Annotated in this window: 20 protein-coding genes; 9 read left to right on the top strand and 11 right to left on the bottom strand. The window is 34.5% G+C overall.

The genetic code is table 11. From position 1 onward, the window contains the following. Window positions 1-43: 43 nt before the first annotated feature. The 6 genes from sufD to B5X55_RS09455 all read left to right on the top strand — a co-directional run bounded on the left by sufD (window position 44) and on the right by B5X55_RS09455 (window position 5112). On the top strand, window positions 44-1360 hold the full coding sequence (gene sufD / locus B5X55_RS09430) for a Fe-S cluster assembly protein SufD (RefSeq protein WP_079512373.1): 1317 nt from the start codon (window positions 44-46) through the stop codon (window positions 1358-1360). Window positions 1361-1510: 150 nt separating this feature from the next. Next, a complete protein-coding gene (locus B5X55_RS09435) occupies window positions 1511-2725 on the top strand; it encodes an aminotransferase class V-fold PLP-dependent enzyme (RefSeq protein ID WP_079512374.1) in 1215 nt (404 codons plus the stop codon). Window positions 2726-2798: 73 nt separating this feature from the next. After that, window positions 2799-3224 (top strand): SufE family protein, encoded by a 426-nt coding sequence (locus B5X55_RS09440; RefSeq protein ID WP_079512375.1) that lies wholly within the window; start codon window positions 2799-2801, stop codon window positions 3222-3224. Window positions 3225-3230: 6 nt separating this feature from the next. Next, window positions 3231-3563, top strand: a complete 333-nt coding sequence (locus tag B5X55_RS09445; protein WP_079512376.1) for an SUF system Fe-S cluster assembly protein — start codon at window positions 3231-3233, stop codon at window positions 3561-3563. Between the two features lie 39 nt (window positions 3564-3602). Next, the gene (locus B5X55_RS09450; protein WP_079512377.1) at window positions 3603-4109 is read left to right on the top strand and encodes a DUF2480 family protein; all 507 of its coding nucleotides are present in this window, start codon (window positions 3603-3605) and stop codon (window positions 4107-4109) included. A gap of 70 nt (window positions 4110-4179) precedes the next feature. Next, window positions 4180-5112 carry a DUF3078 domain-containing protein gene (locus B5X55_RS09455; protein ID WP_079512378.1) on the top strand — a complete coding sequence of 311 codons (933 nt, stop codon included), beginning with the start codon at window positions 4180-4182 and terminating at the stop codon, window positions 5110-5112. Window positions 5113-5387: 275 nt separating this feature from the next. Here B5X55_RS09455 and hflX read toward each other — a convergent pair whose 3' ends face one another. Further along, the gene (gene hflX / locus B5X55_RS09460) at window positions 5388-6599 is read right to left on the bottom strand and encodes a GTPase HflX (protein WP_079512379.1); all 1212 of its coding nucleotides are present in this window, start codon (window positions 6597-6599) and stop codon (window positions 5388-5390) included. A 74-nt stretch (window positions 6600-6673) separates the two neighbouring features. On the opposite strand from hflX, the gene B5X55_RS09465 reads away from it, so the two are divergent. Both B5X55_RS09465 and B5X55_RS09470 read left to right on the top strand, forming a co-directional pair. Then, on the top strand, window positions 6674-7651 hold the full coding sequence (locus tag B5X55_RS09465) for an endonuclease/exonuclease/phosphatase family protein (RefSeq protein WP_079512380.1): 978 nt from the start codon (window positions 6674-6676) through the stop codon (window positions 7649-7651). 164 nt (window positions 7652-7815) lie between these two features. Continuing rightward, entirely contained in the window at window positions 7816-10017 is a 2202-nt protein-coding gene (locus B5X55_RS09470; protein WP_079512381.1) for a S8 family serine peptidase, read from the top strand. A gap of 2 nt (window positions 10018-10019) precedes the next feature. On the opposite strand, the gene B5X55_RS09475 is transcribed toward B5X55_RS09470, so the two are convergent. Beyond that, on the bottom strand, window positions 10020-10529 hold the full coding sequence (locus B5X55_RS09475) for a DUF3124 domain-containing protein (RefSeq protein ID WP_079512382.1): 510 nt from the start codon (window positions 10527-10529) through the stop codon (window positions 10020-10022). Window positions 10530-10643: 114 nt separating this feature from the next. Further along, entirely contained in the window at window positions 10644-11363 is a 720-nt protein-coding gene (locus B5X55_RS09480) for a 3'-5' exonuclease (protein ID WP_079512383.1), read from the bottom strand. A gap of 168 nt (window positions 11364-11531) precedes the next feature. Here B5X55_RS09480 and B5X55_RS09485 point away from each other — a divergent pair, with 168 nt between their 5' ends. Further along, window positions 11532-12662, top strand: a complete 1131-nt coding sequence (locus B5X55_RS09485) for a hypothetical protein (RefSeq protein WP_079512384.1) — start codon at window positions 11532-11534, stop codon at window positions 12660-12662. Between the two features lie 175 nt (window positions 12663-12837). Here B5X55_RS09485 and B5X55_RS09490 read toward each other — a convergent pair whose 3' ends face one another. The 8 genes from B5X55_RS09490 to B5X55_RS09525 form a co-directional block, all read right to left on the bottom strand. Continuing rightward, window positions 12838-13314 (bottom strand): methylated-DNA--[protein]-cysteine S-methyltransferase, encoded by a 477-nt coding sequence (locus B5X55_RS09490; protein WP_079512385.1) that lies wholly within the window; start codon window positions 13312-13314, stop codon window positions 12838-12840. A 16-nt stretch (window positions 13315-13330) separates the two neighbouring features. Continuing rightward, window positions 13331-14458, bottom strand: a complete 1128-nt coding sequence (locus B5X55_RS09495) for a CNNM domain-containing protein (protein ID WP_079512386.1) — start codon at window positions 14456-14458, stop codon at window positions 13331-13333. A 37-nt stretch (window positions 14459-14495) separates the two neighbouring features. Then, on the bottom strand, window positions 14496-15839 hold the full coding sequence (locus tag B5X55_RS09500) for a serine hydrolase domain-containing protein (RefSeq protein ID WP_079512387.1): 1344 nt from the start codon (window positions 15837-15839) through the stop codon (window positions 14496-14498). Window positions 15840-15857: 18 nt separating this feature from the next. Continuing rightward, on the bottom strand, window positions 15858-16847 hold the full coding sequence (hemB, locus tag B5X55_RS09505; RefSeq protein ID WP_079512523.1) for a porphobilinogen synthase: 990 nt from the start codon (window positions 16845-16847) through the stop codon (window positions 15858-15860). 22 nt (window positions 16848-16869) lie between these two features. Continuing rightward, a complete protein-coding gene (locus tag B5X55_RS09510; protein WP_079512388.1) occupies window positions 16870-17658 on the bottom strand; it encodes a PhzF family protein in 789 nt (262 codons plus the stop codon). A gap of 9 nt (window positions 17659-17667) precedes the next feature. Next, the gene (locus B5X55_RS09515; protein ID WP_079512389.1) at window positions 17668-18612 is read right to left on the bottom strand and encodes a DUF4421 family protein; all 945 of its coding nucleotides are present in this window, start codon (window positions 18610-18612) and stop codon (window positions 17668-17670) included. After that, entirely contained in the window at window positions 18603-19505 is a 903-nt protein-coding gene (hemF, locus tag B5X55_RS09520; RefSeq protein ID WP_079512390.1) for an oxygen-dependent coproporphyrinogen oxidase, read from the bottom strand. Before hemF ends, B5X55_RS09515 begins: the two co-directional genes overlap by 10 nt. A 134-nt stretch (window positions 19506-19639) precedes the next feature. Further along, window positions 19640-22348, bottom strand: a complete 2709-nt coding sequence (locus tag B5X55_RS09525; protein WP_079512391.1) for a M16 family metallopeptidase — start codon at window positions 22346-22348, stop codon at window positions 19640-19642. Between the last annotated feature and the right edge of the window lie 80 nt (window positions 22349-22428).

Below are 22428 nucleotides of genomic sequence, written 5' to 3' on the forward strand. Positions count from 1 at the left end.
AATCTTCTGCCAACTGTAACTGAGCACTGCCAACTGAAAAAGTATGGATTTAAAAGATAAATTGATTTCCTCCTTTATGGCGTTTGAGAACAACGTGGATGTTGAACATCCGGTACACGACGTTCGTACGGCTGCCATTAAAAATTTTGAGGAAAAAGGGTTCCCTTCTAAAAAGGAAGAAGCTTGGAAATATACTTCGCTAAATAGCTTACAAAAAATTGATTTCAGTATTTTTCCAAAACAGGAGAATACCCTGGAGTATAAAGATGTTAAGCGTTATTTTCTTCATGAAATCGATTCTTATAAGATTGTTTTTGTTGATGGTATTTACAGCTCATATCTTTCAGAAACAACACATGATGGGGTAGATATCTGTTTAATGAGTTCGGCATTAACAAAGCCAATGTATAAGCAGGTTATAGATGTGTATTTTAATAAAATAGCATCAAAAGATGAGTCATTAACTTCGTTGAATACAGCATTTAGTCGTGAAGGGGCATATATCTATATCCCAAAAAATAAGATGCCTAAAAAGCCAATAGAGATTTTACATTTCTCTACAGGTAATGAAGCTTCGCTAATGTTACAGCCAAGAAACTTGGTAGTAGTAGAGGAAAATGCAGAAGTTCAGATTATTGAACGTCACCAGAGTTTAACGAAAAATGAGGTGCTTACCAACGCTGTTACTGAAATATATGCGGCTAAAAGCGCTATTGTTGATTTTTATAAAATACAGAATGATGCCTCAACTGCATCTTTAATCGATAATACATATATTGATCAGAAAGATAAAAGTGTTGTTAAGGTTCACACGTTCTCTTTTGGAGGAAAATTGACACGTAACAATCTTAATTTTTATCAAAATGGGGAGTTTATCGACTCTACCATGAAAGGTGTAACGATATTAGGTGAGAAACAACATGTGGATCATCATACTTTAGTACATCATATAGAGCCTAACTGCGAAAGTCACCAAGACTATAAAGGTATTTATGGTGATAGTTCAACAGGGGTGTTTAATGGTAAAATTATCGTTGATAAGATTGCCCAAAAAACAAACGCTTTTCAACAAAATAACAATATACTAATTAGCGATAAGGCTAGCATCAATACAAAACCTCAGTTAGAGATTTTTGCTGATGATGTGAAATGCTCACATGGTTGTACAATTGGTCAGTTAGATGAAGATGCAATGTTCTATTTAAGGTCAAGAGGTATTCCTGAAAAGGAAGCTAGAGCTTTGTTAATGTATGCGTTTGCAAATAATGTATTGTCTTCTGTTCGTATTCCTGAATTAAAGGCTAGAATTAATAAGTTGATTGCAAAAAAGCTAGGGGTGAACCTTGGTTTTGATTTGTAAAGTTCTGTGATATTATATTTTTAAGTGTATAAAAGGATAGTTAATTATTTAACTATCCTTATTTATTTAATTCTGAATTGGAGCGAAATAAAGTGCCTGCCATATATATGTTTTCATTATCGGGTATCTTTGTAAATAAGAAGATTGACTATGTTAGATATTAAAAAAATTAGAGCGGATTTTCCTATTCTAAAGCGTAATGTAAACGGTAAACCATTGGTTTATTTAGATAATGCGGCTACCTCTCAAACACCGCAGCAAGTGATTGATGCTATTGTAGACTATTACCAAAATTATAACGCTAATATTCATCGTGGTGTACACACGCTTTCGCAAGAAGCTACGGACAAATACGAACAGGCAAGAAATAAAATTCAAAAACATTTTAATGCAGCAAAGGCTTATGAAATAATTTTCACTTCAGGAACTACGCATAGTATAAACTTAGTTGCTAATGGTTTTTCTTCTTTAATTAAAAAAGGGGATGAAATACTGGTTTCTGCCATGGAGCATCATTCGAATATTGTGCCTTGGCAAATGCTTTGTGAACGAACAGGGGCTTTATTAAAGGTGATTCCAATGAACCAAGAAGGGGAATTGCGAATGGATGTTTATGACGAATTACTTAATAATAAGACCAAATTAGTTTTTTGTAATCATATCTCAAATGCCTTAGGGACTATTAATCCTATTGAGGAGATAATTGAGAAAGCGCACAAAGTAGGTGCGGCGGTTTTAATTGATGGTGCACAGGCTGCTCCACATTTAATAGCAGATGTTCAGGCACTAGATGTTGATTTTTATACGTGTTCGGCACATAAAATTTGCGGGCCAACGGGTGTTGGTATGTTGTATGGAAAGGAAAATTGGTTGAATAAATTACCGCCTTATCAAGGTGGTGGAGAAATGATTGCTGAGGTTACTTTTGAAAAAACTACCTATGCAGGTCTTCCACATAAATTTGAAGCAGGCACACCCAATATTTGTGGTGGTATTGCTTTTGGCGCAGCGTTAGATTATATGAATGCTATAGGTTTCGAAGAAATTGCCAAGTATGAGCATGAGTTATTGGAGTATGCAACTCAGGAGTTGTTAAAAATTGACGGACTCAAAATTTATGGTACTGCCAAGAACAAGACCTCTGTAATTTCATTTAATATAGAAGGAATACACCCGTATGATATGGGAAGTATTTTAGATAAACTAGGTATTGCTGTTCGAACTGGCCATCATTGTGCACAACCGATCATGGATTTTTATAAAATACCAGGTACTGTGCGGGCAAGCTTCGCTTTTTACAATACATTAGAAGAAGTAGATGTACTTATCACTGGGGTATTGAAAGCTAAAAGTATGTTGTTGTAAAACAACCAATTATCGTTTCTGTTAACTTTTGAAATCCATCAATTGTTATCGTATTTTTGCATAAAATAAAGCAATGGAAATTAAGGATATACAAGAAGAAATTATCGACGAATTTTCTATGTTTGATGATTGGATGCAAAGGTATGAGTACATGATAGACCTTGGCAAGTCACTTCCATTAATCAATGAAGCATATAAGACTGAAGATAATATTATTAAAGGTTGTCAAAGTAAGGTTTGGGTACACGCAGAATTAGAAAATAATAAATTGATTTTTACTGCCGATAGTGATGCAATTATTACAAAAGGAATTATTGCCATTTTAATACGTGTGTTTAGTAATCAAAAACCGCAAGATATATTAGATGCCGATACTCAGTTTATAGATGAAATTGGGTTGAAAGAGCATCTTTCGCCAACAAGAGCGAATGGTTTGGTTAGTATGATCAAACAATTGAAACTATACGCGGTAGCGTATCAAACACAAATTGAAGATTAGAACGTTATGAGTAAAGAAAATATAGCTGAGGATAGTGCAGATTTAGGAGAAAAAATAGTTAGAGTATTAAAGTCAATTTATGATCCAGAAATTCCTGTCGATATATATGAATTAGGATTGATATATGATGTTTTGGTCAACGAAGATAACGAGGTTAAAATTCTAATGACTTTAACCTCACCGAATTGCCCAGTTGCAGAATCTTTACCTGCAGAGGTTGAAGAAAAGGTGAAATCTCTTGATGCCATCAAAGATGCGGAGGTCGAAATTACTTTTGATCCACCTTGGACTCAAGACTTAATGAGCGAGGAAGCAAAATTAGAATTGGGACTTCTTTAATTAAAAGTCGATTTCTGTCTAGATTTTAAATCTATTCTTATGCAAGATGAAATAGTTAATAGAGTAGCCCAAAGTAAACTTATCACCTTTAATCTTGAGGATTATTATCCAAAAGGAGAAAGGATGGTTTTAGATATTAAAGACTGGCTTTTTGAAGGGTTTATTCTAAAAGAAAAAGATTTTAGAGCTTCTGTAGAAGCACATGATTGGGGCCAATATGAAGGAGCTTATGTCGCTATGCAATGTTCTACAGATGCTATTATACCAGGGTGGGCTTACCTATTGATTAGTTTAAAACTTGGTGCTTTCGCGAAAAAGGTGATACAAGGTACTTTGGTAGATTTAGAAACGAGTATTTATCAATCTATCATTGAAAAATTAGATGTTTCTGAGTTTCAGGATAAGTCGATTATCATTAAAGGATGCAGTAAAAAGCCAGTTCCAGAAAATGCATATTTATTTATTGCACAAAGGTTAAGACCTGTTGCTAAGTCTATTATGTATGGGGAGGCTTGTTCTTCAGTACCCTTATACAAAAGAAAATAACAATTTCCTATTCAGAGTTTTTGTTTACTATTCTTACCTTTGCGCCACTATAAACTATAAACATTTTATTATGAAGAAAATTATTTTAACCGTGGTGGTTGCATTCATTGCTACCATAGGTTTTTCTCAAACAGAGGAAGAACTTAAAGGTCAATTAGGGGCAGCGAAAGATTCGATAGCTGCTATTCAAGGTAGAGCTGACGCTTTACAAGGCCAAATCGATAAATTACCAGGATGGAAGAAAGGTGCTTTTGGCACTATTGGTGCTAATATCAGCAGCTTTAACAATTGGTATGCGCAAGCTTCACCAAATAATTCGACTGGTAATATTGGTGCAACAGTTAATGCGTTTGCGAATTTAAATCAAGATAAATTTTTCTGGAGAAACTCAGGAAATATCAACTTAGGATGGGTAAAGTTTGACGATAAAGATAACCCAGATGATGATGATAGCTTTAGACAAGCAGCAGATGTTTTTACTATTAATTCTTTATATGGTCGTAAATTGAGTGAAAAATTTGCGATATCAGCTTTAGGTGAATACCGTACAACTATTCTTGATAATTTTAATGATCCAGGATATTTAGATTTAGGAGTTGGTGCTACTTGGACACCAATTGCTGATCTTGTTGTGGTAATACATCCACTTAACTATAACTTTGTATTTAGTAGCAATGATGCAATTTTTGAGTCTTCTTTGGGAGCTAAAATTGTAGCTGATTATACTAAAAAAATCGGTGCAGTTAATTTCAAGACAAATTTTTCTACGTTCCAGAGTTATAAAAGTGGAGATTTATCAAATTTTACTTGGATCAATAGTTTAGGATATACGTTGTGGAACGGTATAGGTCTTGGTTTTGAATTCGGTTTACGTAATAGTAAACAAGAAGCTTTGAACTATGCAGCAGTAACAGGACCAGTTCCTGACCCTACAATTACTTTCGATAATGTTGATAACAATTTACAGACTTATCTATTGTTAGGTTTAAACTATGCATTCTAAATTCTGAAATAGATTTACGTTTTAAAAATAAAAAAGCCCTCTATAAGAGGGCTTTTTTCGGTTAAGTAATTATCGTAAAATTTGGGGTTTTACTTTTAGTCTTTATAAGATAAATATTGATTTGGGGTCAATACTTACACTTAAACACATGGTAAAATTAACCCAATACCTTTGCTGGTAATAATTTATGTTGTGAACACAACTTAAAATGTGGTGAGATTTATTAATCGTTTAATTTCATCGATGAACTACACATTTTTCATTATAATTGGTAATCAATATTCGTCTAAGTGTTCTGGATAAAGAAAATTATTATATGGAAAACGGGTCACATGAATGTCTCTTACTTCATCATAAACTCGTTTTCTAAACTCATCTAGATTTTCTTTATTCAAGGCAGAAATAAAAAGTGCTCTGTCTCCGACTTTTTCCATCCATGTGTTTTTCCAGTCTGCAATTGTAAAATGTCTTCCTGTGCGTTCTGTGATTAAATCATCATCATCAATAGTTTCATGCTCATACTGATCAATCTTATTAAAGACCATAATGATTTTTTTATCTGAACTTTTTATTTCAGCCAAAATCTTGTTTACAGATTCAATATGCTCTTCAAATTGAGGATGCGATATGTCTACTACATGTAGCAGTAAGTCTGCCTCACGCACTTCATCTAAGGTGCTTTTAAAACTTTCTACAAGTTGTGTAGGTAACTTTCTAATAAAGCCTACCGTATCGCTTAAAAGAAATGGTAAGTTGCCGATAACGACTTTTCTTACTGTAGTATCTAAAGTCGCGAAGAGTTTGTTTTCTGCGAAAACGTCACTTTTACTTATCACATTCATCAAGGTAGATTTACCTACATTGGTATAGCCTACTAGGGCAACCCTAACCAAGGCACCACGGTTACCTCTTTGGGTTTCCATTTGCCTGTCAATCTTGGTTAATTTCTTTTTAAGCAAGGTTATACGATCTCGAACGATACGTCTATCTGTTTCAATTTCCGTTTCACCAGGCCCACGCATACCAATACCACCTTTTTGACGCTCTAAGTGAGTCCAAAGTCCGGTAAGTCTAGGCAGTAGATATTCATATTGTGCGAGTTCTACCTGGGTACGAGCATAGCTAGTTTGAGCCCGTTGTGCAAAAATGTCAAGAATTAAACTAGTTCTATCAATTATCTTGCAACGCAGTTGTTTTTCTATGTTACGCTGTTGGCCAGGGGTAAGCTCATCATCAAAAATTACAGAACCGATCTCATGTTCTTCAACATATTTTTCGATTTCCTCCATTTTCCCTGTTCCAATCATGGTTTTTGGGTTGGGGATGTCCATGCGTTGTGTAAAACGTTTAAAAACCTCCCCACCGGCAGTGTAGGTCAAAAATTCTAGTTCATCTAGATATTCCTTAACCTTTTCCTCATTTTGGTCTTTATTGATAATACCAATAAGAACCGCCTTTTCATAATCTATACTCTTCTTTTCTATCATAATACTGTAAAGTGCAAAATTAAGCAATTAGCCATAAGCTATTTCGTATTTTTATTGATACAATAAATAGCTTCATGCGCATACCATTTTTTAAAAAAAAATCTAAAAAACAGCGATATACTATTGCATTCTACAATTTAGAAAATCTATTTGATCCAGAACGAAATAAAAATACCTTAGATAAGGATTATACACCTACCGGATTAAAAAAGTGGACGGTAGAACGGTATCGACGTAAGCTTTCTAAACTTGCAAAAACCATAACTAGAATTGGGGATGAAAATCATTCATATCCACCAGTATTAATTGGTGTTGCCGAGGCTGAAAACAACAGTGTTCTTGAGGCGCTTTTGGGTACGGATCCGATGGAGGATTTAGACTATGACTTTATACATTTCGATTCGCCCGATGAAAGAGGTATTGATACAGGACTAATTTATCGTAAAAAGTTTTTTAAAGTTCTTCATGCAGAACCTTTGGCCCTAATGGTCAATAACGCTGGTGGTATTAGAGATACTACTAGAGATATACTTTATGTAAAGGGTGAATTAAACAAAGAATTAGTTCACGTCTTTGTAAATCATTGGCCATCTAGGCGCGATGGTGATGTTGAAACTGAATACAAAAGAGTAATTGCTGCGAAAGAAATCATTCAAAAGATTGTAAGCATTAAGTTGCATGAGCTAGACCCGAACATTATTGTAATGGGTGATTTTAATGACGATCCATCCTCAAAGAGTATTCAAGTACTGAAGGAAGGCGCAAGTTTATTTAATGCAATGGAGACCTTACATATTCCTGATAGTAGAGGTACTTCTGTCTATGGCGGAAAATGGAATATGTTCGACCAAGTCTTGATTTCAAATTCATTCTTCAACTTTGAAAAGAATACCCATAGTTTTGATACTGCCGGTATTTATGATCATAAATCATTAAAAGAAAAGAAAGGTAAATTTAAAGGTACACCCTATAGAACCTTTGTAGCCCATAGATATATGGGTGGTTATAGCGATCATTTTCCAGTTTACGCTGTATTTACGCTGAACTTATGATGCATTAAATACGAAAGAAAAATCTTACACATCATAAATTGATGTTTTCACAACAGGTTCACCGTAATGTATAGGTAATTCATCGAATAAAAGTGTTCATTTATCGAACATAGCCATTGGTTTATATATTTGTAGTCCAAATCTTACACTTATATAACCTAACGATGAATACAAAAAACTCTACCTACAGCGCAAGTAGTATTCTAATATTACTTTTTTTGGTGTTCTCAGCAGTAACTAACCTCAGCGGTCAAACTACCGAGCAACGTTTACAGATAGCTTCGAACAATAAGAGTATCGAGCTGGCTAGTTTTAAATCTAATTTGGTTTCTGATTATGAAATGAAAAGAGTACAATTGAAAGAAGTTGCAAAACTGAACAATTGGAAAATTAAGGAAACACTTGCAAACGGTAAAAAAGTTGAATTACAAGAAATAGGTGAAGATGGTAGTCCTTTATATTATGAGACATATTCTGATGAGGCTGGTTTAGTATCCAGAGCTAGTGCGTTAAATACAAATGGTATGTTGGGTCTTCATTTAGATGGTGATGGTATGCAAGTAGGTGTTTGGGATTCAGGCGTAGCTTTAGAAAACCATGTTGAATACTCATCTAGAATTAAAATCGGTGATGCTGATACCGAAGTAGATTCTCATGCAACCCGAGTAACCGGCAGTATTATCTCAACTGGTCATAAGAAAGATGCGAAGGGCGTAGCTAGTATGGCAAGTGTTGTATCTCATGATTGGACAAGAGATAAAATTGAAGTTACTGAGGCTGCTGCTGACGGGCTTTTACTTTCTAACCACTCATACGGTATTAAAGCGGATCGTGTACCAGATTGGTATTTTGGTGCTTATACTAAAGTAGCTCAAGATTGGGACAAAATTATGTACAACGCACCTTACTACTTAATGGTTTCTGCTGCAGGTAATGCACAAAAAAGTAGAGATAACGAATCACCTACTTACGGTACAACTGCAGATGGTTTTGATGTATTGTTAGGTTTCACTTTAGCTAAAAACGGAATTACAGTAGCTGGCGCAAATTCTAAAATTGATAGAAACGGTAACTTGAAAAGTGCAGATGTTTCTGCTTACAGTAGTTTTGGTCCCGTTGATGATGGTAGAATTAAACCAGATATCGCTGGTAATGGTGGATCAGTGCTTTCTACAGATTCTTCTAGTAATACTAGTTACTATACCTCTTCCGGTACTTCAATGGCTACCCCAGGTGTTACTGGATCTTTATTATTGTTGCAACAGTATAATGAAGAATTATATGGTTCTTATATGAAGGCTGCTACTCTAAAAGGTTTGGCTTTGCATACAGCAGATGATGTTGATGCTCAAGGGCCTGATTATAAAATGGGATGGGGTATTATGAATGCAAAGAGTGCTGCTGAGGTTCTTTATAATAAGGACTTTACTAGTCATGTTGCCGAAGAGTCATTAGAAAACGGAGAAACATTTTCAATGACTGTTTCTGCAGAAGGAAATGAGACATTAATAGCTTCAATTTCTTGGACAGATTTAGAATCAAGCTTTATTAATAGAGGTGAATTAAATAATAACACTGCAGCTTTGATTAATGATTTAGATATTAGAATCACCCAGAATGGCAAGACTTTTTTGCCTTGGAAATTAAATCCTGCACAGGCAAGTAGTGCTGCAACCACAGGAGATAATAAGGTAGACCCTTTTGAACGTATAGAGATACTAAATGCAAATGGTACGTATACCATTACAGTTACTCATAAAGGTGAATTACAAAATAACACGCAAGATTTTTCTATCATTCTTTCAGGTGTAATGATGACTACTTGTTCAATTGAAGCTCCAGAACAAATTTCTTTAGAAGAAACCGAAATTTCTAGCGTAGGCCTTACTTGGGATGCTACTGTAGACGGACTTTATGAAATACAGTACAAAGAAGTTCACCAACAAGAATGGTCTACAGAATACATTACCATCAATAATTTTGCTTGGAATGGATTAATTGTTGATAATACGTATTCTTTTAGAATAAGAACTTTTTGTTCTCAAAATGTAGCTTCTGAATACAGCGATCCAGTTACTTTTATCTTTCAAGGTGAAGATACTGTATTGGAAACTTTTAATACATTAAGTATTGATTCTGAAATTCCTTTTAGTGTATATCCTAACCCTGCTGTTGACGAAATTCAATTGAATATTGAAACTACCGATAGTACAGTTTATAGAATTGTAAGTACAGGTGGTGTAGAGTTGAAAATGGATTCAGCTACCAATTCTAGAATTAATGTTTCTGATTTGCCTACAGGATTATATGTTTTACAAATTCAAGATTTTGACGTGAATAAGAGCACAAAATTCTATAAATATTAATATTATTTTATTCTTCTAGATTGTGTTGTAAATGAAAGTCCTTGTTGACCAACCGTTGAATTCATAACCCCTTCAAACAAAGGTTCAGGGGAACCTATAGGAGATTTCCATTCAAAAATAAAATTCGAACCAGTGCCGCCTTCAACATCCATCTCATCGATAATTATCGCAGTAGTTTCCAACGGTGCTAAATAAATAGGATGACTAAAGTAGTTCCTTAAAGAAGTGCCGTGGGTATCAAAATATTCTGCCTTCAATATAAAGAGTGTGTCCTTCTCACTGGTATTTCTTAAACTCACCATAGCAGTTAGGTTATGTGTTTTGTGTTCAGTACTACTATAAATTTGGGAATAGATGGATAAATATGATTTTCCATGCATTAAAGAATCTTTAGTTGGTATGGAGACTTCCCTTTTCGACCAGTTTTCAGGATTTATGGAACTGATTTCCTTTTCTTGCATACAACTGAATAGTGTTATAGTTACAAAGGATAATAAAATGAACTTTTTCATACGTAAGTGTTGTTTAGAACAAATTGCACTGCTAACAAAATTACATCATTCATGCTGTTTTTAGAGCTCTGATTTTTATTTTTAGTAAGAATTAAACCGTTTTTATGATATTATCTATTTGGCAACCTTCTTTACTTCATCATCTTTTAATAACGGTTCATTTCGTAGTCTTAAATAAACTTGTGCTGTAGTAAGAACATCTAACTCGCAATAAGTTACAATTCGTTTTAAATCGTTTTTCTCATAATAGATTGCTTTTACCATACTACCATCAATATCTTCTTTTGGAGAGGGTATGCCCAGAACATGAGCCATTAATTTTAAAGATGTATAATGTTTGTAGTCTCCAAACTTCCAAAGTTCCATCGTATCTATGTGTGGAATCTCCCAAGGTTTTTTGCCGAATAGGTCTAATTTGTTCGGTAAAGAAATGCCGTGAATAATCATTCTACGCGCTATATATGGAAAATCGAATTCTTTGCCATTGTGAGCACACAATATGTTTTTTGTATGGTTAAAATGATCATTCAACAATGTTTTAAATTCCTGTAATAACGTAGTTTCTTCTCCGTGAAAAGTAGTCAGTCTAAAACTTCTATCTTTTCCTTGAAATGTAAAATAGCCTACTGAAATGCAAATGATTTTGCCAAATTCTGCCCAAATTCCTGCTCGATCGTAATATTCTTCTGCAGTAAATTCCTCTTTACGTTGGTATTGAGATTTGTGCGCCCATAGTTCTTGTGTAGTATCATCTAATTGGTCAAAAGAACATTTTTCTGGTACTGTTTCAATATCTAAAAAAAGAATATGCTCAAGTTGTATCTTATTTGGCATAGAGATGTAAATTGCTATGAAATAGGAATTTAAGATTATTTCTTCAATTCTAAGCCTAATTTAATTGGTTTCAAAATATGGTATCTTTAAAACTGGATATCAATTGCTATGAAATCTTACAATTATATTTTAGCCGAATATTCTGCCTAATTACTTTTAAAACTATACATGATATCCATAATTACGGGTTATAAACGCCAAATTATTTTAGTTCTTTTTGCCGCGATTATTCTTTTTTCGTGTAGTAACGACAATATTCAAGAAACAGAGAATATTCAAGATTTTAATCTTACAATTATAGGTGAAGACTTGCAAGATGTTTACCAATATGACTATGAAAGTGTAAATAATACAGGAACCCAGACCAACCTTTCGAGTGAATTAGGTATACAGAATAATTACTTAACTCTGCGCGAATTTGAGGGTTCGTTGTCATTTTATTCGTTTTCAAATAATGCAATTTCTATTACTCAAAAGAATTTAGCCACAGGTAGAATTACTGATTTTCCTAATTTTTATACTATTAGCGCTGAACGGTCTTTGGTTTGGGGAATTAATGATGAGAGTTCAGTTTATTTCGGATTATACAAACCTCTTGGGTCTACTAATTTGACATTACGTGTTGTTTCTCTTGCCGAAATGCAGGGTTTTGATATTTCACTAGAATTTGGAATTGATAGGTTGTATGAACCTTTATATGATAATGGAAATTTGTTTATTACCTACTTAACTGGAAATGAAAATTATAAACTTATAATATATAATGCGGATGCTAACGCCATTGTGAAGACCTTTGAGTTTGGAAAAGAAAAACCTAGTTTTCTTATTACAGACTTGGGTAATTTGGCAATCTTCACGCAAGATGGCAATGGTAATACCAATTTAGAAATGTTTGATACATTAAACTTTCTTAGTATATCTACTTCCATATTTTCAATGACCCAACCTTTTAAAGTAGGTCCGATAAATGGCGCTATAGTGAATGAAAAATTATATTACCAATATGTCTATACCCAACCTTTTGAAATTGAGAACGGACCTGCTTTTCTAGACTTGACTTCTGGCGATAATAGGATTTTGGATATTATAGGTCTGATTAATAAAGTAAATGATGATGAAGGTATAATTATACGGCCGTTATTTGGTCAGTATCTTTCAGATATAAATCTCTTTGTCATTTCATATGCACTTCAAAATGCGATAGGGGAAGAAATAGGAGGCTTTTTATTGGTTTCCTTAGATGGTAATTTGGTCGTACAAAGAAATTTGGCATTCCTTCCAACACATTTTATTGATTAAGGCATTACCGACCACCTAGTCTATATTTCACTTGCAAATGGACTTAGGATTTTAAAAAAAGAAAGATGGAAAACTAATTTTTATCGACCAAAACCTATTTAACTGTCGAGAAACCTGTTTTTTAATTATAAAACAAACTGGATAGTCTGTTTAGTAAAACCTAAAAATAGATGCTTTAGAATAAACTCTGTTGTTTGTGCGGACTTTCATGTTCTAATAACCACTTTTTTCGGTGCAGTCCACCGGCATAACCAGTAAGAGAGCCATCACTGCCAATAACTCTATGGCAAGGAACAACAATCCAAAGTGGGTTTCTGCCATTTGCAGATCCTACAGCTCTAATGGCTTTGGCGTCACCAATCAATTTAGAAAGTTCCATATAGGAAGCAGTTCTACCATAGGGTATATTTTGCAGTTCTAACCACACCTTTTTTTGAAATTCTGTGCCCTCAGGGTTTAGGTCTAATTGAAATTCTGTTCGAATTCCTTCAAAATATTCATTCAGTTGATAAACGGCATCTTCTAATGATTCTGGTATAACATCAGTTAGTGGTTCTTCAGAATCTAATACAATGATAGAGGAAAGTCCTTCAGAGCTGCCAGTTATTTTCGCAACCCCTAATGGTGTAGTAATAAATGCAACATCCTCCATTGTAATAATTTGGTTTTTATTCGTCTGGTGAAACACTTGGCTTTTCAATGACTCCGGAAGCTTTTGCCCGTATTTCCCAATTTTTTCGGGCTAGCACCTGTAAATCTGCGATATTATCGCTTTCATCCATTATTTCTAGTCCTAATAAGGTTTCTATAACATCTTCCATAGTTACTAATCCACTCACAGAACCATATTCATCTACTACAAGTGCGATAGCTTCACGTTTTTGAATAAGGGTTTCAAACAATGTTGGGATTGGTGTGCTTCTTCTTGTTACAAGTATTTCGCGCTTAATCTCTTTTAATGGTATCTCTCCGTTTTGATCAATCATCTCTTCGAGAACATTATCCTTCAATACATATCCGGTAATGTTATCCATTATTTCTGTGTACACAGGAATTCTAGAAAAACGTAATTTTTGATTATCCTTGAAGAAATCTGCTATCGATTTCTCTTCAGAAGCTATTTTCATAACTGCTCTTGGTGTCATAATATCCTTTACAAGGATATCTTCAAAGCGCAATAAATTTTTAATAATTGTAGATTCAGATTTCTCGAAAACCCCTTCTTTATGAGCCATATCGGTCATGGCGTGGAAATCTTCTCGACTAAATACACTACCATGATGTTTGCCACCACCGACCATTTTTGTGAAAAGGCGTAATACCCAGAGTAGCCCTGTGTATTTTAAGCCTAACACCATAACATTTAAGGTTTTTGCCGAAAAATTAGCGAGTTGTTTCCAATAGGTAGCACCGATTGTTTTAGGGATAATTTCTGATGCAACAAGTATAAGAATTGTCATTATAGTAGATACAACACCTACCATAAGGTCTTCTGTAAATTCTAAACCAAAAAATGAACGACTTTCATCACCATATAATTCAGCATAGGCTGCTTTGGCCTGTACACCTACTAAAATTGCCCCCACCGTGTGGGCAATGGTATTTATAGTTAGTATAGCGATTAAAGGTTGATCTACGTCTTTCTTGAGAACCTCTAAAGTTTTACCAAACGATTTACCCTCTTTAAGTTTAACGTTTATAAATGTAGGCGTAATGCTTAACAATACTGCTTCTAATATGGAACATAAGAATGAAAAGAAAATGGAAATGAATGCGTAAAATGCTAATAGTCCCATAACATGGTTTTATAAATCGAAGATATCAATAAAATTACTAAGGTTTGTACTGTATTGCATTATCGAATGCCTGATAAAAGACTTGTTGAATAGCTGACCGAATATTAAGTTCGTAAATATTTCTATTATCTCTAGTGGGGTACACTCGATTTGAAAGAAAAATATAAATTAATTGATGCTCTGGATCTGCCCAGACAAAGGTTCCTGTGAAACCACTATGCCCAAAACTATTTTGACCTACTTCTGGAGCGGGGTAGGCATCTGTCAAGGTAAAATTGCTATTATTCAAGTATGGTTTGTCAAAACCTAAACCTCTTCTGTTTTCGTTTTCTGGATACTGTGTTCTGGTAAATTCTTCCATTGTTGTTTCTGAGATATATCGTTTACCTGAATAAATTCCTTTTTGAAGAAACATTTGCATGATTATAGCTAAATCGGCTGTAGTGCCAAATAGCCCGGCATTACCTGAAATACCACCTAATAACGAAGCATTTTCATCATGTACCCAACCCTTAGTTAAAGTATGTCTATAAATAGTATCTACCTCGGTTGGAACAATTTTGTTAGTGAAATTTTGATTGCTAGGTAGAAATCCAAAAGTTTTCATACCAAGTGGTTTGTAAAATTCCTGAGCCATATAATCCTCATATGGCATTCCTGTAATTTGCGAAACTACCTCTGGAAAGATTAGAAAAGTTAATCCTGAATATGTGTACTTTTTATCAGTTGAGACTTCAGAACGATTTATCATTCTGTACATTTTCCTATGAAATCTATTTTTTACATAGATGTTTTCATACGCTTCGTTCTGAAATCTTTTGCTCGTCTTACCACGCAAAAACCTTTTTTTAAACTGACCGTTATTTTTTAAAGCTTCACTTAGAAAAACAATATAGGGCTTAAGACCTGCTTGATGTGCTAATATTTCTCTAAGCGTAATGTTTCTTTTGTCTGCCCTGTGTTTCCAAGGTTTCCAATAGGAGCTAAAGGGTTGGTCTAAATCAAGTTTTTCTTCATCAACCAATTTCATGATTGCCGGTAATGGACCTAAAATTTTGGTTACTGAGGCCAAATCGTAAATATCATTTAGGGAAACAGATTGTATACTATCGTAGGTGTGAAACCCATAAGTTTCATGAAAAATAATGTTTCCTTCTTTTGCGATTAATAGTTGCGCTCCTGGAAAAGATTTATTTTTTATACCATTCGTTATGATACTATCTACCTTTTGGTAAATACTTAAAGAGTCTAATTCAAAATGTGCTAAAGAAGATTTTTGTAAAGTGGATTCTTCTGGTAACAATAAAATATTCAATTGATTTTCTTGCGCATTAAGCCCAAAAAATAATAAACCAAATAGTATTATATGTATTTTTTTCATGAAAAAACGGTCAAATAATTATCCCATAATCCGTATCACATCTTTCGCAAAGTAACTCGCGATGACATTGGCGCCAGCTCTTTTGATAGCAGTTAATTGTTCCATCACTACGGCATCGTGATTTAACCAACCTTTTTCTGCCGCTGCTTTTACCATAGCGTATTCACCAGATACTTGATAAACAGCAACAGGAACATCTACCTCATTCTTTATTTCGCGAACGATATCTAAATAGCATAAACCTGGTTTTACCATTACAATATCAGCTCCTTCTTCAATATCCATCTGAGTTTCTCTAATTGCTTCAAAGCGATTAGCGAAATCCATTTGGTAGGTATTTTTATCTTTGGGGACGTTTTTAATATCTACAGGGGCAGAGTCTAAAGCATCTCTAAACGGACCATAAAATGCACTAGCATATTTTGCACTATATGCCATAATTCCTGTATTTATATATCCTTCATCTTCTAAGGCTTCACGAATACTTAAAATACGGCCATCCATCATATCACTTGGAGCTACAAAATCAGCTCCCGCTTTCGCGTGCGATATGCTCATCTCTGCTAGAACTTCAACGCTTTCATCATTTAATATTTGTCCATTAGAAACAATACCGTCATGACCATATGAGGAATAGGGGTCAAGGGCAACATCGGTCATTACCAACATATCTGGACATGCATTTTTTACCGTTTTTATTGCTAATTGCATTAATCCGTTTTCGTTCAATGCTTCAGAACCGCTGTTATCCTTTAAACTATCAGGAACTTTTACAAATAATAAGACAGAGTGTAAGCCCATTTTCCAAAGTTCTTTCACCTCTTTTGTTAAATTGTCTAGGCTAAGACGGTAATAGTTGGGCATTGAAGCGATTTCCTCTTTTATCCCTTTACCCTCTACCACAAATAGTGGAACCAAAAAATCACTTGGACTAATTATGGTTTCGCGCACCATATTGCGAACTGCTTCTGAGCTTCTTAATCTTCTATTTCTTATAAGTGGGTACATGTATTTATTTTTATCTATTAGTTTATAATTTAATCTCTCCAATCAAATAGCAAACCGCATTTCCTGATATTTTAACACGGTCTCCATTATGTTGACATTGTAGCTCACCACCTCGTTCAGAAAGTTGTTTTGCAGATAATTGAAGCTTCCCAAGTTTTTTAGACCAATAAGGGGCTAAAGTGGTATGAGCAGAACCGGTCACCGGATCTTCTGGAATACCACATTGTGGTGCAAAAAATCGAGAAACGAAATCTACTTCATTCCCCTTTGAAGAAACAATAACTCCTCTGCAATCTAATTTATTTAAAAGATGAAAATTTGGTTGAATTGCTTCTATGTCCTTTTGTGTTTCATAGATTAGCATATAATCGGTTTTCCCTTTAAAGGTTTCTAACGGTTGTTTCCCTATCGCTTTTGAAATATCGAGTTGTTCTGAAACAGCGATTAAATCATCCGTAGGAAAATCCATAGTAAATAGTCCAACTTCATTTTTTTGAACTAATAGCTCACCACTTCGAGGAGAAATAAACCGAAGCGTATTTTCTTTGAACCCATAGTAATTATAAAGTACGAAAGAAGTTGCTAAAGTAGCATGACCGCATAGGTCCACTTCAATTTCTGGAGTAAACCAACGAAGCTCGTAGTGATTTTCTTTTTTAACCGCAAATGCGGTTTCAGCTAAATTATTCTCTGCAGCAATCTTCTGCATTAGTTCATTTGAAAGCCATTCATCTAGAATGCAAACTGCTGCGGGATTACCACCAAACAATTTTGTAGTGAATGCATCAATTTGATATATTTTTTGCTTCATGCTAAACTTTTAGTCTATACCAAATTTACGACTTATCTCGTCGGCCTTGTTAATCCACTTTTTTGGCGCATCAAAGCGATATCCCACATAGAACTCAAGAAAACTAATAGAGTCATCTAATATTAAATTATCTGCCGAGGTATGCGTCAATAATTGTGTGTTAATATTAACGCCGCTAAAAAATGTTTCGGAATTATAACCACCTGTTAATCTAAAAATTAACTGAGCAAGGCCAGTTAATGAAGTTTCTCCTTGCGATTTAGACAGGTTAAATCCTAAACCACCAGTAGCACCTGCTGAAATAAGATAATTCTCGTCGAACACCCAATTGTAGTAATATCCTGGTCCAACTGCCAGTTTGAATGAATGTTCAAGTTGATTTTCTATGATAGGATCTTCTAATTTAAACTTGGTGTAGTAATACGAAATGCTGGGAATAAAACTACCGACACTCTCTTTTTGCCATTCGTTTTGAAAACCTATTGCGCGAAAAGAAAAATCTGGATTAAAAATATAGCTCGATGTACCACCAATTTTGAATGTTTTTAAATCATCTATGGGTAATGTTAAATCTTGTGTTCTTATAAAGAATCCCTTTTGTTTATAGATATCTAAGGTCTGCATATATTGACCAAAAAAAGTACGAATATTGAACGTAATTAGCTTTGAGTCACCGTTGTCTTTATTTTCTGATAAAAAATTAGGGGCATAGCCAAAATCGATTTCTAAAAAGCGAAATAGCACCGATAGGCCTAAATAGCTTTTGTCATTTGGTATAAACTCGGTCTTGTTGCGTGTTATCTTGTCTCTAAGCGTGAAATTATTAGAAGTAGTCTGTAAGGCTAGCCGAAAAGTAATTTTATCAGGAAATGCTTCTTTATACGCTGAATGTTGCGCAATACCATATTGGGTTATACATAACACGCAACAAAATAGAATTGTTCTTAAACCCATTCCTTAGGTTTCATTAATATTTTCAATAATCGTTCTTCTTCACTACCTTTTTCAGGTTGATGATCATATACCCATTGCACATGAGGAGGAAGGCTCATTAGAATACTTTCAATTCGCCCGTTGGTCTTTAGACCGAACAAGGTTCCCTTGTCATGAACCAAATTGAATTCTACGTATCTGCCTCTTCTAATTTCTTGCCAATCCCTTTGTTCTTTGGAATATCCAAGTCCTTTTCTTTTTATAACAATCGGTACATATGAATTTAGAAAGCTGTTTCCTACTTCGGTTACAAAGTCATACCAAGCTTGCATATCCATTTCTGAAGTTGCTTTGCAGTAGTCAAAAAATAACCCTCCAATACCACGCGCTTCATTTCTATGGGTGTTCCAGAAATAGACATCGCAGCGTTTTTTGTAGGTGTTGTAAAAAGTGTCATTGTGTTTGTCGCAAGCGGATTTACATACCTCATGAAAATGCACTGCATCCTCATCAAATAAATAATACGGAGTCAAATCTTGACCGCCACCAAACCATTGGTCTACAATTTCGCCATCTTTTCCATACAATTCAAAATAACGCCAATTTGCGTGAACCGTTGGCACCATTGGGTTCTTAGGGTGTAACACTAAACTTAATCCGCATGCAAAGAAATTAGCGTCTTCCACGCCAAAATAAGCTTTCATACTATCAGGAAGTTTACCATGTACTCCAGAGATATTTACACCACCTTTCTCAAAAACAGACCCATTTTCAATAACTCGAGTTCTTCCACCACCACCTTCTGGGCGTGTCCAGATATCCTCTTTGAATTTAGCCGAACCATCAATTTCTTCCAATTTAGATGTAATGGTATTTTGTAGTTGTTCTATGTAAGCGTAAAATTTAACTTTCATAATGATAGAAATATAAAATCTTGTAAATAACAAAATTACGGTTAAAAAAAGGGTGTTTATTTAGTTTAATTATATAAAAATAGCGGACACTTAGTTAAGTGCCCGCTATTAAAATCTATTAGTATACGGATCTATTACTTAAAATCGCCTGCATTTACCACAGACCATTTTTCGTAAGGTTGAATATATTTTTGAATCGCAGCATTTACTTTAGTCACTGTTAAGGCACTTACTTTGTTTTCTATTGATTTTTGAAAATCCATAGTGCGCTTATAAAAAATGTTGTTGTTTATTAAGCTACTTAATTCATTATCCTTGGCCCTAGAGACATTTTGAGATTGGATCCAACCATTAATAGCATTGGTTAACTCTTCTTCAGTAATACCGTCTTTTATGAATCTAGCGATTTCTTCTTTGAAGCCTAGTTGTACTTTGTCAAAATTTTCTGGTGCATAGATAGCATATAAATACATTTGTGAGTTTTGATCATTGTTGTCGCCATCACCCTGAAAACCTGCTCCTGCACCATAACTAACACCGTCTTTTTGTCGTAAGCGGTCTGCAATACGTGAATTTAAAAAACCACCTCCCAAAATGGAAGAAGCAATTTCTAGTGCTGGATAATCTTCATGATATTCACTGATTTTAACACTGAAATTACCCAATGTCATTGCATTCTGCTTGTCTGGAGTAATGATGTTTTCATTTACCTCTTTCATTGGTTTGTATGGACTGGCAATTTTCGAATAAGGATATTTACTCTTAAATGTTCCAAATTTTTCTTCCATAAATGTTTTTACTTCCTCAGAGGGTACATTTCCAATACCGATAAGTATAGAATAGCCTAACCCGTAATAATCATTATAAAAAGCTTTTAAATCTTCAACTGATAGTTTTTTGATAGCCGCTTCTTGCTCTGCTAAACTCATTGAGTATAATGGGTGACCAATGGGGTAAGTATTATTAATTTCACTTAATTTTTGGGATGCCAAAAATTGGGGTTCAGTTTTATTGCTTTCTAAATAAGCAAGTTCCTCTGTTTTTAGTTTTTCAAGTTCTGCTGGGTCAAATGTTGGATTTTTTAATATATCTTCCATAAGAACAAGAGTGGGCATTAAGTCTTTTTCAGTAGAAGAAATATTTGCGTATATATTACCATTGGTTCCTCTAAAATAGATTGAACTTTTAAGTTTGCTTAATTCATCTTCTATTTGTTGGCGCGATTTGGTAGTTGTGCCCTTGTTCAGTATACTTGCCGTAAAACGTGGAATAATACCTTTATTCATTAATGAATTTACATCTCCGTTTCTTCCACTAAAACTCAAATTAACTGTATTTCCTCTATTATTTTTTTCGATAAAGGCATAATTTATGCCATTTGAGAGTTTACCACCGTCTATACTATTTTGAATTGCATCATAAGTAACATCAAAGGCATCTCCCATACTCATGGCTTCTTTTCCCTTGTAATCCTTCACAAGTGACTTAATGTCTTCAGTATGTGGTATAGAAATACGTTCTGGTGTTTTTGTCGGGTAAAATCGACCTATAGTTCTATTGGTGGGGATAAGATATTTAGTCATGGCTGTATTTACCTCATCTAAAGTTATATTCTCTATCCTGTCTCTTTGTAAAAAGGCTAAACGCCAGTCGCCTCCACCAATAAACTCGCTCATATAGGTACCTAAATAGGCTGAGTTCCTATAAATTTGATCTATTTGTTTTAGAATATTGGATTTTGCTCTGTCCAATTCCTCTGTTGTAATTGGATTATTTTTTAAATTATCTAAAGAGGTACGTAAAATGGTCGATACCTCGTCGGCATTTTTGTCTGAGGGTACGTCAATATTTATATACAGAAATCCTGGTTCTTTTGTAAATGGTGAAAAGGACCAAAGAGAAGATGCTTTTTGCGCTTCTATTAGGGCTTTATAGATTCGACCCGAAGGTTCATTTGTTAGTATATTTTCAATAACCGACATGGCTGCGTAGTCTGGACTTGAACCAGCAGGTGTGTGATATAAAGCACTTACCAATTGTAGGTCACCAACTCTACTTACAGTAACTGTTTTTTCACCGTCTTGTGCTGGTTCTTCAGTATGTGAATCGCGTAATGGTGTTGTTGGTTTTGGTATTGCACCAAATTTCTTTTCAATTAAGGCTAGTGTTTTTTCTTCTTCAAACTTACCAGTAACCATTAGTACTGCATTGTCTGGGCGATAGAATTTTTTATAAAAGGCTTTCAGGTTTTCAATAGGGACTCTCTCAATATCAGAACGGTTTCCGATGGTAGAATTACCGTAATTGTGCCATAAGTATGCACTGTTAATCACTTTTTCCATTAAAACTCCGGTAGGGTCGTTTTCACCGCTTTCAAATTCGTTTCGAACAACGGAAAACTCTGATTCAAGATCTTTTTTAGCAATGTAGGAGTTTACCATACGATCGGCCTCTAAATCTAAAGCCCAATCTAAATTCTCGTCAGTTGCATTAAATGTTTCGAAATAATTTGTTCGATCGTACCAAGTTGTTCCATTAGGTCTTGCGCCGTGAGAGGTCAATTCTTTTGGAATATCAGGATGGTTTGGAGTGCCCTTAAAAACCATATGCTCTAATAAATGCGCCATACCTTTTTCACCATATCCTTCATGTCTAGACCCTACTAAATATGTAATGTTTACGGTAATGGTTTGTGCAGAATTGTCTTGGAATAGTAATACTTTTAAGCCATTCTCCATTTTGTATTCTGTAATACCCTCAACGGAAGCTACTTTTGTCATTTGGGCAGAAGAAACTGCGAATCCTGCTATTAGAAAATAGCAAATGAGAAATTTTTTTATCATTTTCAATAAGTTTTTGGTGTAAGTTCAATATTACAAAAAATAAAGCTAAAGGCTTCAATTCTTGAAAATTAGTAGGGACG

The sequence above is a fragment of the Maribacter arcticus genome (genome assembly GCF_900167935.1).
GTDB classification, from domain to species: Bacteria; Bacteroidota; Bacteroidia; order Flavobacteriales; family Flavobacteriaceae; genus Maribacter; species Maribacter arcticus.